Raw genomic sequence first — 14,656 nt, forward strand, 5'->3', positions numbered from 1 at the left:
GGCGGCGCCGAGCGCTGGTTGCGCCGGGTCACCGAACTGACCCAGGGCGGTATGCGGCGCCGCCTCGGAATCGATCTCACCGATGTCGAGGGCCAGCGCGCGGAGATCGCCGCAACCGTCGCCGAAATCGCCGCGCTGCCAGTCGAGAAGCGGCAGGCGGCGCTCGCCGAGGCCGGGCTGCAGGCCCCGCACTGGCCGGCGCCGCACGGGCGTGGCGCGTCACCGGCCGAACAATTGCTCATCGATCAGGAGCTGGCGGCCGCCGGCGTGGTGCGCCCGGACTTGGTGATCGGCTGGTGGGCCGCGCCCACCATCCTCGAGCACGGCACACCGGAACAGATCGAGCGCTTCGTGCCGGGCACCCTGCGCGGCGAATTCCTTTGGTGCCAACTGTTTTCCGAGCCGGGAGCCGGCTCCGACCTGGCGTCGCTGCGCACCAAGGCGGTTCGTGCACCAGATTCCCAAGGCGGCTGGCTGCTCACCGGGCAGAAGGTGTGGACGTCGGCGGCCCACAAGGCCCGGTGGGGCGTGTGCCTGGCGCGCACCGACCCCGACGCCCCGAAGCACAAGGGCATCACCTACTTCCTGGTGGACATGCGCTCGCCGGGCATCGAGATCCGCCCGCTGCGTGAGATCACCGGTGACTCGCTGTTCAACGAGGTCTTCCTGGACAACGTGTTCGTGCCCGACGAGCTGGTGGTCGGCGCGGTGAACGACGGCTGGCGGCTGGCCCGGACCACGCTGGCCAACGAGCGGGTCGCGATGGCCACCGGCACCGCGCTGGGCAATCCGATGGAGGAGCTGCTCAAGGTGCTCGGCGAGCTCGACCTCGACGCCGCTCAGCAGGACCGGCTCGGGCGGTTGATCGTCATCGCCCAGACCGGCGCGCTGCTCGACCAGCGGATCGCCCAGCTCGCCGTCGGCGGACAGGACCCCGGGGCGCAGTCCAGCGTCCGCAAGCTCGTCGGCGTGCGCTATCGGCAGGCACTGGCCGAGTACATGATGGACGTCTCCGAGGGCGGCGGGCTGGTCCGCAACCACGCGGTGTACGACTTTCTCAACACCCGCTGCCTCACCATCGCCGGCGGCACCGAGCAGATCCTGCTCACCGTGGCCGCCGAGCGGCTCCTCGGCCTGCCCCGCTGACGGCTTTCGTCGAACCTTCGCCGAGATTGCCACCACGGTCGTGGATTGCCCGAAATCACGACCCTGGGCCCAATCTCGGCGACGGGGCAGCTAGGAGAACGTGGTCTGCGCGCAGGTGCTGGGCGAGGTGATGTTGACCCCGGGATAGACCACCTGGATGTGGGTGCAGACGATGACGTTGTTGTCGGTTTTGGGCTGACCGGTCTGCCAATCGGTGGAGTCGATGCGCCCGGTCGTCTGATACTTCTCCGGCGGACCCTCGCCGAAGTAGACCGTGGTGATCTCGTCGGACCCCATCGACTTCATCACCCGCTCGTGCTCACCGTTGGCGTGCGCGTCCAGGTAGGCCAGGCGGTTCGACGACCGGATCTCGGTGGTCTGCCGGGCCCAGAGGCCGTTCGGGAAGCCCGTCACCCCGTCGGGCGTCAGCATGTCCGCCCCGGCGGTGAAGTCGCAGTGGCCGTCGGCCTTGAAGCAGTTCAGGATGGTGCGCGTTTCGAGCTGGTTGGGCCCGTCGAGCGGGAACAGCGTGGTCGCGGTGTTGCTGGCCGCGCCGGCCGCCGGGGCGGGCAGCAACGCCAACGCCGACCCGATGACCGCACACCCGGTGATCAGTCGCTTCATGCTGCTCCCCTTTCGGTTCGCCAACCCTGAAGGTGAACCTAACCCCGCGACTATTCGTCGTAGGTGACTTCTACCGAATCAGATTCCGGGTGAGATTGACAGGCCAGGATCAGGCCGTCGTCGAGGTCCTGCTGCTCGAGCACGTCGTTGACCTCCATGCTGACCTTGCCGCCGCGCAAGGTGCACGCGCAGGCGCCGCAGTGGCCCTCGCGGCAGGAGAACGGCGCGTCCAGGCCCTTGGCCAGCAGGACGTCGAGCAGCTTGGCGTTGCGCGGCCACGACACGGTGTGGGTTTCGCCGTCGAGCTGCACCACCGCGGTGGCCGGCGGTGTGTCGCCCGGGGCGGTGTCGTCGATCTTCACCGCCGCGAACGGGTCGGAGTCCAGCGACTTGAACACCTCGATATGCACTTGCGCCGCAGGCACTTTCAGCGATTCCAGCGCTTCGCGGGCCGCGTTCATGAAGGGTCCGGGCCCGCAGATGTACACCGGCCGGCCGGTGTAGGGGGACGCGAGCCTGGCCAGCGCGGCCACGCTCGGCATCCCCTGCAGTGATTCCAGCCAGTGCACCACGGTGAGCCGGTCGGGGTACTTGGCGCACAGGTCGCGCAACGCGTCGGCGAAGATCACCGACTTGTCGTCGCGGTTGGCGTAGAGCAGCGTCACCTGGCCGCTGCCCTCGGCGAGGGCCGACTTGGCGATCGACATGATCGGGGTGATCCCGCTGCCCGCCGCCATCAACAGGAAGTCGTCGTCGAGCGTCTTGGGCACGAAGTTGCCCGATGGGGCCAGCACGTGGATCCGCATGCCCGCCCGCGCGTGCTCGCACAGCCAGTTGGACGCGTAGCCGTCCGCGGTCCGCTTGACCGTGACGGTCAGCGCGTCGTCGGTGAACGGGGAGCTGCACAGCGAGTAGCAGCGGGCCACCGAACCGGTGCGCTCGCTGGGGACGCGCAGCGTCAGGAACTGCCCGGGCGCGTAGCGCAGCCGCTCGGGCGGGATGTCGGGGTCGCCCGGCTCGGCGGGTACCGCGAACACCAGCGACCGCGCGTCGTCGGTCTCGGCGACGACCTCGGCGATCTGCAGTTCAAGGACATGGTCGCCGAGCGGCTCGTCGAGGTTGGCCTCGGCCAAGACCCTATCCTCCCTCTCGTTACAACTAGAACATGTTACAGAAAAGCCGATTCGTATCGCTACCAGCCGCAGGAATACCCTGCTCGACACAAATCGGAACGTGTTCTAGTCTCTGGTGTAAGCCCGCTGAGTAAGTCTGGCCCAGGAGGCAAACTTAAGTGACGTCCATTCAACAACGTGACGCGCAGTCGGTTTTGGCCGGCATCGACGATCTGCTGCCGCGGATTCGGGAGCGCGCTCAGGCGACGGAGGATTTGCGGCGGCTGCCCGACGAGACCGTCCAGGAACTGCAGGACATCGGCTTCTTCACGCTGCTGCAGCCCGAGCAGTGGGGCGGCTTGCAGTGCGATCCGGGCCTGTTCTACGAGGCCGTGCGGCGGCTCGCCAGCGCGTGCGGGTCCACCGGCTGGGTGAGTTCGATCATCGGCGTGCACAACTGGCACCTGGCGCTGTTCGACCAGCAGGCCCAGGAGGAAGTCTGGGGCGACGACGCGAACGTGCGGGTCTCGTCGTCGTATGCGCCGATGGGCGCCGGCGTGGTGACCGATGGCGGCTACCTGGTCAACGGTTCGTGGAACTGGTCGTCGGGATGCGACCACGCCACGTGGGCCTTCCTCGGCGGTCCGGTGATCAAAGACGGCCGCCCGGTCGACTTCGGCAGCTTCCTGATCCCGCGCAGTGAGTACCGCATCGACGACGTCTGGCATGTCGTCGGCCTGCGCGGCACGGGCAGCAACACGGTGGTGGTCAAGGACGTCTTCGTGCCCCGGCACCGGTTCCTGTCCTACAAGGCGATGAACGACGGCACCGCCGGCGGGTACCAGACCAACACCGCCCCGGTGTACAAGATGCCTTGGGGCACAATGCATCCCACCACCATCTCTGCGCCGATCGTCGGCATGGCCTACGGCGCGTACGACGCGCACGTGGAGCACCAGGGCAAGCGGGTGCGCGCGGCGTTCGCCGGGGAGAAGGCCAAGGACGACCCGTTCGCCAAGGTGCGCATCGCCGAGGCGGCCAGTGACATCGACGCGGCGTGGCGCCAGTTGAGCGGCAACGTCGCCGACGAATACGCGTTGCTGTCCGCGGGCAAGGAGATCCCGTTCGAGCTGCGCGCCCGCGCGCGCCGTGACCAGGTGCGCGCGACCGGGCGGGCGATCGCTTCGATCGACCGGCTGTTCGAGGCTTCGGGCGCGACCGCGCTGGGCAACGATCAACCGGTGCAACGGTTCTGGCGTGACGCGCACGCGGGCCGGGTGCACGCGGCCAACGACCCCGAGCGGGCTTACCAGATCTTCGGGAACAACGAGTTCGGGTTGCCGCCGGGCGACACGATGGTCTAGGCCGTGCGCCGGCGACGATGCAGAGCGTAAGAGCGACGTGGGGGCACTCCCCAGCTCCGCGGGGACCCCACCCGCTTGCGGGGGAGAGGAGCGGCACTGAATGACGGCCACGACCGAACAGCTGACGTTCGACTCGACTTCGCGCTTCGCCGAAGTCGACGTCGACGGGCCGCTGAAGCTGCACTATCACGAGGCCGGGGTCGGCAACGATCAGACGGTGGTGCTGTTGCATGGCGGGGGTCCCGGCGCGGCGAGCTGGACCAACTTCTCGCGCAACATTCCGGTGCTGGCGCAGCGATTTCACGTGCTGGCCGTCGACCAGCCCGGCTACGGGCTCTCCGACAAGCGCGCCGAACACGGGCAGTTCAACCACTACGCCGCGCGGGCCCTCAAGGGGCTCTTCGACCAGCTCGGGCTGGGACGCGTTCCGCTGGTTGGCAATTCGCTCGGCGGGGGCACCGCGGTTCGGTTCGCCCTCGACTACCCGGACCGGGCGGGCCGGCTGGTGTTGATGGGGCCCGGTGGGCTGAGCATCAATCTGTTCGCCCCCGACCCGACCGAGGGCGTCAAGCGACTGGGCAGGTTCTCCGCCGAACCCACCCGGGAGAACCTCGAGGCGTTCCTGCGGGTCATGGTCTACGACCAGAAGCTGATCACGCCCGAACTGATCGACGAGCGGTTCGCGCTGGCCAGCACGCCGGAATCGCTGAGGGCGACCCGCGCGATGGGAATGTCCTTCGCGGGGGCCGATTTCGAGCTCGGGATGATGTGGCGCGAGGTGCACCGGCTGCGCCAGCCCGTGCTGTTGATCTGGGGTCGCGAGGACCGGGTCAACCCGCTGGACGGCGCGCTGGTCGCGCTGAAGACCATTCCGCGTGCGCAGCTCCACGTTTTCGGGCAGTGTGGGCACTGGGCGCAGGTGGAGAAGTTCGACGAGTTCAACAAGTTGACCGTCGATTTCCTGGGAGGTGCGTGATGAGCATCCGTTCGCTGGGCTACCTGCGCATCGAGGCCACCGACATGGCGGCCTGGCGTGAATACGGCCTGAAGGTGCTCGGCATGGTCGAGGGCAAAGGCAACACCGAGGGCGCGCTTTACCTGCGCATGGACGACTTCCCGGCCCGGCTGGTGATCGTGCCCGGCGAGCGCGACCACCTGATGGAGGCCGGCTGGGAGTGCGCCAATGCCGAAGGGCTGCAAGAGATTCGGAACCGACTTGACGTCGAGGGCGTGCCCTACAAGGAGGCCACCGCCGCCGAGTTGGCGGATCGCCGGGTCGCCGAGATGATCCGGTTCGCCGACCCGTCCGGCAACTGCCTGGAGGTGTTTCACGGCGTCGCGCTGGAGCACCGGCGCGTGGTCAGCCCGTACGGGCACAAGTTCGTCACCGGTGAGCAGGGCCTGGGACACGTGGTGTTGTCCACCCGCGACGACGACGAGGCGTTGCACTTCTACCGGGACCTGCTCGGCTTCAAGCTGCGCGACTCGATGCGAATGCCGCCCCAGGTGGTGGGCCGGCCCGCCGACGGCGCGCCCGCGTGGCTGCGGTTCTTCGGCTGCAACCCGCGGCACCACAGCCTGGCCTTCCTGCCGCTGCCGACGCCCAGTGGCATCGTGCACCTGATGATGGAGGTCGAGAACGCCGACGACGTGGGTCTGTGCCTGGACCGGGCGCTGCGCCGCAAGGTGCCCATGTCAGCCACCCTGGGCCGCCACGTCAACGACCTGATGCTGTCCTTCTACATGAAGACGCCGGGCGGGTTCGACGTCGAATTCGGCTGCGAGGGAAGGCAAGTGGAGGACGACGACTGGGTCGCCCGGGAAAGCACCGCCGTGAGTTTGTGGGGCCACGACTTCACGGTCGGCGCCCGCGGGTAATCATGTCGGCGCCGATCGATCCGCGGGCCTTCCGGCAGGTGCTGGGCCAGTTCTGCACCGGCATCACGATCATCACCACGGTGCACGACGAGGTCCCGGTCGGCTTTGCCTGCCAGTCGTTCGCCGCCCTGTCACTGGATCCGCCGCTGGTGCTGTTCTGCCCGACCAAGGTGTCGCGGTCCTGGCAGGCAATCGAGGCCAGCGGCCGGTTCTGTGTCAACGTGCTGACCGAGAAGCAGAAGAACGTTTCCGCGCGTTTCGGCTCGAAGGAGCCGGACAAGTTCGCCGGAATCGACTGGCACGCCTCGGAACTCGGCTCGCCGATCATCGACGGGTCGCTGGCCTACATCGACTGCAAGGTGGCGTCCGTGCACGACGGTGGCGACCATTTCGTGGTCTTCGGCGCGGTGCAGTCGTTGTCGGAGGCGCCCAAGATCAAGCCGCGCCCGCTGCTGTTCTATCGCGGGGAGTACACCGGCATCGAACCGGACAAGACGACGCCGGCGCAGTGGCGTGACGACCTGGAGGCGTTTCTCACCGCCACCACTCAGGACACCTGGCTCTAAGCCGTTCCGCGGTACGTTTCGTGCCGGACGCCCTCGACGTCCGCCGTCGGGTCGTGCGCCTCCGAGGACCGCGCGATGTCGGGATCGTCATGCTTATCCGCGGGCTTCGCATCGGTTTCCGGGTGCAGTTCGTCGGCGCGCTTCAACTGCTCCTGCAGTTGCTCTCGCGACGCCGCGACCTCGCTTTGATGGTTGGCCGCCCGTTCCTGCAGCCGGGCGGCCTCCGCCGCCTTGGCCTCCGCCTCGGCCTGGGCCGCGCGGGCCTTGGCGGCCGTCTCCTGGGCCAGGGCCTCGCGGCGTTCGACCTTCGCGGTCTCCAGCTTGGCCTGTTCGCGGATCTCCTCCGCCTGCCGTTGCCGGCGTTGGCGTCGCACCCTGGTGAGCGCGACGACGACGGCCAGAATTACAAAGACCGCCGCGGCGGCGACCACGAGCCAGATAGCGGTGCTGTTCATCATGGGCTCCCATCAGATCGGTTTTCGCCTGGCGCTGGGCCTGGCTCGTAGTGGGATCCCCCTATCTGGCGTAGGTAAAACAACCGGCTGGATCGGCCAGGCTTCGGCCGGGTGACCTTGGCCTCTACCCGGCGGCACCGGGGCGCCGCGAGGATGAGTCGCGCAGGGCCGGCGCCGTACAACCAGTCGACGGCGCGTCGCCGCTCGCTCATCGGCGACCGCTACATGAAGTCCAGCGCCTCGACCGTCGCGATCGGGCCCTCGTGGGTCGGGCGGTTCGCGCCGCCGATGCAGTAGACGGTGTTGCCGACCGTCGCCACCACCTCGGCGTGACGCGCGGTGGGCATCGGGGCCAGGGTGCTCCACTTGGCGTCGGCGATGTCGTACATCTCGACGACGTTCAGGACCATCGTCGGTTCCTCGCCGCCCACCACCACGATGCGGCCGTCGATGTAGGTCGCGCCGTAACTTCCGCGCGGGGTCGGCATGCCCACCAACTTGGTCCAGGCGCCCGATTGGGGATCGAACCGCTCATTCGCCGCGGAGTTCTTGTCGGCGGAGAGGAACCGCCCGCCGATGGCGTACACGTAGGTGCCGTCCGACACCGCGGCCAGGTGTTCGCGGGGGGTCGGCATGTCGGCGGCGTCCTTCCACGAGTTGCCGTCGAAGACCTCGGTCTGCGGGACAAGCTGTTTGGCGTTCTGCCCGCCCACTACGACCAGTTGGTCGCCCACCACGGCGGCGGCCGGGGCCGCGCGTGGGTGCGTGAGATGTGGCAGCTCAACCCAATTGCCGCCGCGCAGCGCGAACACCTTGTCGGACGCGTCGGCGAGTTGATCGCTCGCTCCGCCGAGCACCACCACCTCGTCGCGGTATGTCGCCGCCGCCGCGTGATGCAGCGGGATCGGCAGCGGCGGCCCGGTCTGCCAAACGCCGGTGTGCGGGTCATAGCTCTCGACGGTCTGCAACGCCGTGCCGTTCCGCAAGCCACCCAGAATCCAGATCTTGTCGCCCTGCACGGCCCACGCCATCATCAGCCGGGGCGTCGGCGCGTCCGGCAGCGAGCGCCACTGCGACGCCGGCTGGATCCGGCGGGCCGGCAGCTTCAGCGCTTCCGCCGACGAGGTGAGCTGGCCGTCGCCGACGGCGGTCGACCCGCCGATCGCGTACACGGACTTCTCCACCGCGTCGACGGCCATGCCGTGCCGCGCCGTCGTCATATCGGGCAATCCGGACCAGGTCTTCGTCATCAGGTCGAACGCGGCGACGGTCTTGAGCACTTGGCCCGAGGAGACGCCCCCAACCGCGACCAGGCGCCCGTCCACGATCGCCACTCCGAGGTCGCTGCGCGGCTGGCTCAGCGGGGGCAGCGGCGCCCAGCTCTTGGCGGCAGGGTCGTAGGCCTCGACCGCCGGCAGGTCGGCGGTGCCGTTGGTGCCGCCCACCGCATAAACCAGCTTCCCGTCCGAAGCCGCCGCCAGCAGCTGACGCGGGGTCGGGATCGGTGCACCGAGGCTCCAGGCGTTGCCGTCGAACACCTCGGTGGTGTTCAGCAGCGCGCCGGACGCGTCGACACCGCCGGTGACGACCAGGCGGTCACCGACCACGGCCGCCGCCGCGGCCGCGCGGGGCTGCAGCAGGTGCGGAAGCTCCACCCAGCGGCTGTTGATGACCCGCCAAACCTGGTCGGACGCAACCTTTTTGCCGCCTTCAGATTTCCAGCCGCCGAGCACGACCGGGTTTCCCTGCCAGGTGACGGCCATCGCGTGCGACACCGCGACAGGTAGGTCGTCGCCGCCCTTCCAGCTGTCGATGACGGGGTCGTAGCCCTCCTGCAGTCCGGTGGGGGCGCCGTCGCTGCGGATTCCGCCGAAGATCCAGATCGTGCCGTCGGCCTGCGTGGTGGCCGCGGCGTCCCGCGAAATTCGGGCGTTGGTGATCGGTTTCCACTGCATGGGCGGCTGCGCGGTCGGCTGGCCGGAACCGCCTCGGGAACCGGCTTTCTTGTCGGGTGAGAGTGCGAAATAGAAGCCGCCGACGACCAACAGCAGGACCGCAGCGAGCGCGCCGGCCGTCAGCGCGATGCGATTCCGCTTCTTGCCCGGTTCCGTGAACCACGCGGCCGCCCGTGCCCCCGGGCCCCGTGGCGGCCCCTGGGCGCCGCCGGCCCGGGTCGGCGGCGCGGCGGCTTGGGGTGGCCGCGCCGTGGGCTGCGTTGACGACGCTTGTGCGGCGCGCAGCAAGCTGGCAGCCTCGGGCAATTCGGCCGGGCTCGCCTGCGGAAAAGGCGCGGTCTCCCGCGCGTGTTCGCGATCGATCGGGGCGCTGATCGCCGAGGTCGGGTCGTCGTGCCCGGCCGGCAACCGCGGTGGCGGGGGCATGCTCGACGTGTCGAGGGCCGATGGGTGCGCCACCTCGCTGTGCGGCCCGGGCGGCGCCGCATGCCCAACGTCCGTCGCCACGGCCGAGGCGCGTCCGGTGATGGCCATCGCGTCGGGTTTCAGGCCGTTGCGGCGCTGGGCGGCCTGCAGTTCGCGGCCGAACTCCTCGGCCGAGGCGGGCCGCAAGGCCGGGTCGATCGACATCGCCTTCTCGATCGCCGAGCACACCGCGTCCGGGATGCCGTCGGGCCGCATATCCGGGATTCCGGTGGTGCTGATCCGCAGATATTGCGCGATCAGGTCCTCGCCCTTCTTGCGCTCGTGCGCGGCGTTGCCCGCGATGAGCGCATAGAGCGTCGCGCCAAGCGAATACATGTCGGAGGCCACCGTGGCCGGATTGCCGGTCATCACCTCCGGCGCAGTGAAGTCGATGGTGCCGGAGAAGAATCCGGTCGCGGTCTCGTAACCGCCTTCGATGTGGGCGATTCCGAAATCACTCAATTGGGGCTCGCCGTAATCATTTACGAGAATGTTGGCGGGCTTTATGTCGCGGTGCAGAGTTCCGGTCCGATGCGCGGTTTCCAGTGCGCCGCAGAGCTTCACACCGATGTGCAAGGCTTCGGGCCACGGGACCGGCCCCTCCCGGCGCAGCCGGACGGCCAGCGAATCCGCCGAGTGGTAGGGCATCACGATGTACGGCTTACCGCTGCCGGTGACGCCGACCCGCAGGATGTTGACGATGTTCGGATGCCCGGAGAGCCCGCCCATCGCGTAGCCCTCGCGAAGGAAGCGCTCGCGGCTGTCGTCGTCGATGTGTGACGGCAGCACCTTGACGGCGACATTTCGTCCGAGGGCGGTCTCATAGCAGCAGTAGATGACCCCGGCCCCGCCACGAGCTACCTGTCGCGCATCCTCGAACCCCGCGGCCGCCAGCTCCGCGGCGATGCCGCTCGGTACCGGGGCGACACTCTCGGGCCGTGGCTCATCAGGCATTTGCTGGCGCTCAACCCTCCGCGAAGTATGTGATTGGCGAGGTCAAGATTAGCGCTCAGAACCTCACGGATGTGCTTTTCGGGCAACCTTCGTCGGCTTGTGGGGCGGCGGCGCTCACGCCTCGATGGTCGGGGGGCCTTCATACGGCCGTTGCAGCGCGGCGAATTCGGGAACTGCGGCCATGGTGAGCACGGCCTCAAGCAGCCGAACACCGCCCGGTCCCTTCAGTGTTCGGGTGAGCACCGGTCCGGAGAACGCGTGGCCGTCGACCGCGATGATCGGGCTGCCGGCCTCGTCGCCCAGGGTGTCTTGGCTGACCCGGTGCGCCCGCTTGACCGCCTCGTCCAAGCCGCTGTCGTCCTGCGCGTCGGCAAGGCTTTCCGCCAGGCCGTTCTCGGCGAGGGCTTCGCGGATCGCGGGTGCGGTCAGCTCCTCGCCGTCGACGTGGATGCGACGGCCAATCGAGTCGTAGAGGCCCGCGAACGCTTCCGGCCCCCGCTCGCCGACGGCGGCGGCGAACAGCCGTCCCGCCCGCGTCGACCGCTCCATCATGTGTTGCTGTTTGTCGTCGCCGTCCCGACCTTCGTTGAGGACCGCCAGGCTCATCTGCCGCAGGGTAACGGGCGTTCCCGTCGCCTGCCCGGCGTCGATCAGCCAGCGAGCGGTCACCCAGGAGAACGGACAGACGGGGTCGAGATAGAGGTCGACATCGGTCACGGCTCCTCCTTCGATCCAAGGCTTGGGGCTACCGAGCGGCATACCCGCTACCGGCCGTCGCACGCCTGCCGATGACCTGCCAGCAGAATGGCCGTATGACGCTGAACCTGGACGAGTACTTCGAGCGGATCGGTTATCGCGGCGCCACGGCACCCAATCTCGAGGTCCTGCAGGCTTTGGTGAGCGCCCACACCAAAGCGATCCCGTTCGAGAACCTCGATCCGGTGATGGGGGTTCCGGTCGACGACCTGGGTCCGGGCGCCCTCTCCCGCAAGCTCGTTCAGCGGGGCCGCGGCGGCTTTTGCTACGAGCACAACGGATTGATGGGCTACGTGCTCACCGAACTCGGCTTTCGGGTGCGGCGCCTGGCCGGTCGGGTGGTATGGATGCGGCCGCCCGATGCGCCGTCGCCGCCGCCGCAGACACACACCGTGTTGGCGGTGACGTTCCCCGGCTCCCACGGTTCATACCTGGTCGACGTCGGCTTCGGCGGGCAGACACCCCCCTCGCCGCTGCGGATCGAGACGGGCACCGTGCAGCAGACGACGCACGAGCCCTACCGGCTGGAGGACCGCGGCGACGGGCTGGTGCTGCAGGCCCAGATTCGGGGCGAGTGGCAGCCGCTCTACGAGTTCAGCACCCGGACCGCGCCCGACATCGACCTGGCGGTGGGCAGCTGGTACGTCTCGACGCACCCGTCGTCGCATTTCGTCACCGGCCTGACGGCCGCGCGCGTAACCGACGACGCCCGGCTGAACCTGGCAGGCCGGAACCTCGCCATTCACCGCGCCGATGCCAGCGAGAAGATCCGCCTCGACGACGCCGCGGCGGTGGTCGACACCCTCAGGGACCGGTTCGGCCTCAACGTGTCCGACGTGGGCGAGCGCGGCGCGCTCGAGGCGCGCCTCGATAAGATCCTGGACGCTTAGATCCAGGACCCGATTCGCCGCAGGGCCTCTTCGATGTCGCCCGTGGGCCCGGCGAACGACAGCCGGACGAACGAATCGCCGTGGGTGGTGTCGAAATCGATCCCCGGGGCGATGGCAACGCCGGTGTCGCTCAACAGTTTCGAGCAGAACGCGGTCGAGTCTTTGGTGAGTTCGGAGACGTCGGCGTAGACGTAGAACGCCCCGTCGGTGGGTGCGAGCCGGTCGATGCCGATGCGGCGCAGCCCGTCCAGCAGCAGGGCGCGGTTGGTCGCGTAGTGGTGCAGGTTGCCGTCGGCCTCGGCCGTCGACTCCGGCGTGAACGCCGCAACGGCGGCGAGCTGCGACAGCACCGGCGGGCAGATGGTGAAGTTTCCGGTCAGCCGATCCACGGCGCGCAGCAGCGCCTGTGGCACCAGCATCCAGCCCAGCCGCCAGCCCGTCATCGCGTAGTACTTGGAAAAGCTGTTGACCACCACGGCGTCTCGGGATGTCTGCCAGGCGCAGCTGGTCTGCGGCGCCCCCTCGTAGACCAGGCCGTGGTAGACCTCGTCGCTGATCAGCCGCACCCCGGCCGCCTCGCACCACGAGGCGATCGCGGCCAGCTCGGCCGGCGCGATCACCGTCCCGGTGGGATTGGCCGGGCTGGCCACGATCACGCCGTGGGGCGGCGGGTCGAGTTCTTCGAGCATCTGCACGGTGGGCTGGAAGCGGGTCTGTGGTCCACACGGGATCTCGACCACCTCGCACCCCAAGGCGGACAGGATGTTTCGATAACACGGGTAACCGGGACTGGCCAACGCGACCCGGTCGCCCGCGTCGAAGCACGCCAGGAACGCGAGCAAAAATCCGCCGGACGAGCCGGTGGTCAACACCACGTCGTCGGGCTCGACCCGAAGCCCGTGCTGGCGTTGATAATCCGCGGCGATCGCCGCGCGCAGCTCCGGAATGCCCAGCGTCACCGTGTAACCCAGCTCGTTGCCGTGCAGGGCGGCGGCCGCCGCGGCGCGTACCGGCTCGGGCGCTCCGACGCTGGGCTGACCGGCTGACAGGTTCACCAGGTCGCCGTGGCTGCGCTGGCGCTCGGCGGCGGCCAGCCACACGTCCATCACATAGAACGGCGGGATGGCGGCGCGCCGCGCGACGTGGTCGTTCACGACGGTTCGAGCGCCTCCGCTTCCAGTCGCGCGAGAACCTCCTGCGTTGTGCTGAGCAGGTGGGCGCTGCCATGGGCGCGCTTGAAATACAGGTGCATGTCGTGTTCCCAGGTGATCGCGATTCCGCCGTGCAGTTGGATGCCTTCGGCGGCCGCGTTGCACAACGCCTCGGTGGCGGCCAGGCGCGCGGTGGCCGCATTGGTCGGGGTGGGTTCGTCGCAGGCCTCCGCCACGACGGCCTTCGCCGCGGCGATCGTGACGTACAGATCGGCCATCCGGTGCTTGAGCGCCTGGAAGCTGCCGATGGGCCGGCCGAATTGCACTCTGTTCTTGGCGTATTCGACGGTCAGCTGCAGGCAGCGTTCGGCGGCGCCGATCTGCTCGGCGGCCAGCAGGATGGCCGCGGTGTCGGCGAGGCCGGGGTCGGTGCCGATGGGTTCGGTGTCCTCGGGCGTGACCCGCGCGAGCCGCCGGGTCGGGTCCATGGTGACGGCCGGTTCCGCGGTGAAGCGGGCCCACCGGGTCAGCTGGCCGTCGGTGGCGGCGACGACGACGTCGGCGGTGTCGCCGTTGACGACGTAGTCGGCGTCGAAAACCAGCGCGCCGATCGAGGTGCCCTCGGCGAGGCCGCCCAACGTCTCCGCATCCGGCTCCGGCGCGCTCAGCAGCGCCAGCTCCGCCAGCGTGGTGCCCAGCAGCGGCGAGGGCACCAGCGCCCGGCCGAGCTCCTGCAAAACCGTTGCGGCGTCCGCTAATTCGCCGCCCGCGCCGCCCAGCTCCTCGGGGATGACCAGCGCGGCGGCTCCCACCTGCTCACACAGCAGCTGCCACAGCGACTCGTCGTAGCCGCGCTCGGAGTCCATCGCGGCGCGCACCGCCGCCGGGTTGGCGTGCTTGGCCACCAGGGCCGCGACGGTCTCCCGCAGCATCTCCCGTTCTTCACTCATGAGCACCGCTCCTGTTCGTCGCTCCACGGCGTCGTCGCGACGCGGGTCGTCACAGCGCCTCCAGCACTCGCCGCCGATGCGCCTCGGGAGTACCCCAGGCCGAACGCAATGCTTGCACGCGTAGTAGCCAAAGCGACAAATCATTTTCCTGGGTGAAGCCGATCGCGCCATGGGTCTGCAGCGCCGACCGCGCCGCCAGCAGGCCCGCCTCGGCCGCCGCCGCCTTGGCCGCGCTGACATCGCGGGGCTCCATCGACAGGGCCGCGCCGTACAACAGCGGCCGGGCGAGCTCGATCGCGATGTGCACGTCGGCGAGCTTGTGCTTGATCGCCTGATAGGAACCGATCACCCGGCCGAACTGGGCGCGCTGCTTGGCGTAGTCGACGGTGT

The 14,656-nt window shown here is 69.0% G+C and carries 14 protein-coding genes; 6 read left to right on the forward strand and 8 right to left on the reverse strand.

What is annotated here, in order from left to right; genetic code table 11:
* Nucleotides 1-1,146, forward strand: a 1,146-nt coding sequence (locus A9X03_RS13680; protein ID WP_197696075.1) for an acyl-CoA dehydrogenase family protein, incomplete at its 5' end; no start/stop codon positions are given.
* Between the two features lie 90 nt (nt 1,147-1,236).
* Here A9X03_RS13680 and A9X03_RS13685 read toward each other — a convergent pair.
* Nucleotides 1,237-1,770 (reverse strand): hypothetical protein, encoded by a 534-nt coding sequence (locus A9X03_RS13685; protein ID WP_067761004.1) that lies wholly within the window; start codon nt 1,768-1,770, stop codon nt 1,237-1,239.
* Nucleotides 1,771-1,820: 50 nt separating this feature from the next.
* Complete coding sequence (locus A9X03_RS13690; RefSeq protein WP_067778654.1) at nt 1,821-2,903, reverse strand: ferredoxin--NADP reductase; 1,083 nt, start codon at nt 2,901-2,903, stop codon at nt 1,821-1,823.
* 158 nt (nt 2,904-3,061) lie between these two features.
* Between A9X03_RS13690 and hsaA the strand changes: the two genes are divergently transcribed.
* From hsaA to hsaB, 4 genes are all read left to right on the forward strand, one after another.
* Nucleotides 3,062-4,246: a 3-hydroxy-9,10-secoandrosta-1,3,5(10)-triene-9,17-dione monooxygenase oxygenase subunit gene (gene hsaA, locus A9X03_RS13695; protein WP_067761008.1), complete on the forward strand. Its 1,185-nt coding sequence runs from the start codon at nt 3,062-3,064 to the stop codon at nt 4,244-4,246.
* Between the two features lie 100 nt (nt 4,247-4,346).
* Nucleotides 4,347-5,222, forward strand: coding sequence for a 4,5:9,10-diseco-3-hydroxy-5,9,17-trioxoandrosta-1(10),2-diene-4-oate hydrolase (hsaD, locus tag A9X03_RS13700; protein ID WP_068261524.1), 876 nt, complete (start codon nt 4,347-4,349; stop codon nt 5,220-5,222).
* Complete coding sequence (gene hsaC / locus A9X03_RS13705) at nt 5,222-6,124, forward strand: iron-dependent extradiol dioxygenase HsaC (protein ID WP_068261529.1); 903 nt, start codon at nt 5,222-5,224, stop codon at nt 6,122-6,124. Before hsaD ends, hsaC begins: the two co-directional genes overlap by 1 nt.
* Nucleotides 6,125-6,126: 2 nt before the next feature.
* Nucleotides 6,127-6,690 carry a 3-hydroxy-9,10-secoandrosta-1,3,5(10)-triene-9,17-dione monooxygenase reductase subunit gene (hsaB, locus tag A9X03_RS13710; protein WP_067761019.1) on the forward strand — a complete coding sequence of 188 codons (564 nt, stop codon included), beginning with the start codon at nt 6,127-6,129 and terminating at the stop codon, nt 6,688-6,690.
* Here hsaB and A9X03_RS13715 read toward each other — a convergent pair.
* The 3 genes from A9X03_RS13715 to A9X03_RS13725 form a co-directional block, all read right to left on the reverse strand.
* Nucleotides 6,687-7,145: a hypothetical protein gene (locus A9X03_RS13715; RefSeq protein WP_231968758.1), complete on the reverse strand. Its 459-nt coding sequence runs from the start codon at nt 7,143-7,145 to the stop codon at nt 6,687-6,689. The genes hsaB and A9X03_RS13715 overlap by 4 nt on opposite strands.
* Before the next feature lie 221 nt (nt 7,146-7,366).
* Complete coding sequence (locus A9X03_RS13720; protein ID WP_067887390.1) at nt 7,367-10,519, reverse strand: serine/threonine-protein kinase; 3,153 nt, start codon at nt 10,517-10,519, stop codon at nt 7,367-7,369.
* A gap of 114 nt (nt 10,520-10,633) precedes the next feature.
* Nucleotides 10,634-11,236, reverse strand: a complete 603-nt coding sequence (locus A9X03_RS13725) for a disulfide bond formation protein DsbA (RefSeq protein ID WP_067887388.1) — start codon at nt 11,234-11,236, stop codon at nt 10,634-10,636.
* Nucleotides 11,237-11,331: 95 nt separating this feature from the next.
* On the opposite strand from A9X03_RS13725, the gene A9X03_RS13730 reads away from it, so the two are divergent.
* On the forward strand, nt 11,332-12,165 hold the full coding sequence (locus tag A9X03_RS13730) for an arylamine N-acetyltransferase (protein WP_067887385.1): 834 nt from the start codon (nt 11,332-11,334) through the stop codon (nt 12,163-12,165).
* On the opposite strand, the gene A9X03_RS13735 is transcribed toward A9X03_RS13730, so the two are convergent.
* From A9X03_RS13735 to A9X03_RS13745, 3 genes are all read right to left on the reverse strand, one after another.
* A complete protein-coding gene (locus A9X03_RS13735) occupies nt 12,162-13,319 on the reverse strand; it encodes a pyridoxal phosphate-dependent aminotransferase (RefSeq protein ID WP_067887383.1) in 1,158 nt (385 codons plus the stop codon). The genes A9X03_RS13730 and A9X03_RS13735 overlap by 4 nt on opposite strands.
* Complete coding sequence (locus A9X03_RS13740; protein ID WP_067887380.1) at nt 13,316-14,266, reverse strand: acyl-CoA dehydrogenase family protein; 951 nt, start codon at nt 14,264-14,266, stop codon at nt 13,316-13,318. The genes A9X03_RS13735 and A9X03_RS13740 overlap by 4 nt, the downstream gene beginning before the upstream one ends.
* Before the next feature lie 49 nt (nt 14,267-14,315).
* On the reverse strand, nt 14,316-14,656 hold a 341-nt coding region (locus A9X03_RS13745; RefSeq protein WP_255396731.1), incomplete at its 5' end, for an acyl-CoA dehydrogenase family protein.

Source organism: Mycobacterium sp. E1715 (assembly GCF_001667625.1).
Classification (GTDB): domain Bacteria; phylum Actinomycetota; class Actinomycetes; order Mycobacteriales; family Mycobacteriaceae; genus Mycobacterium.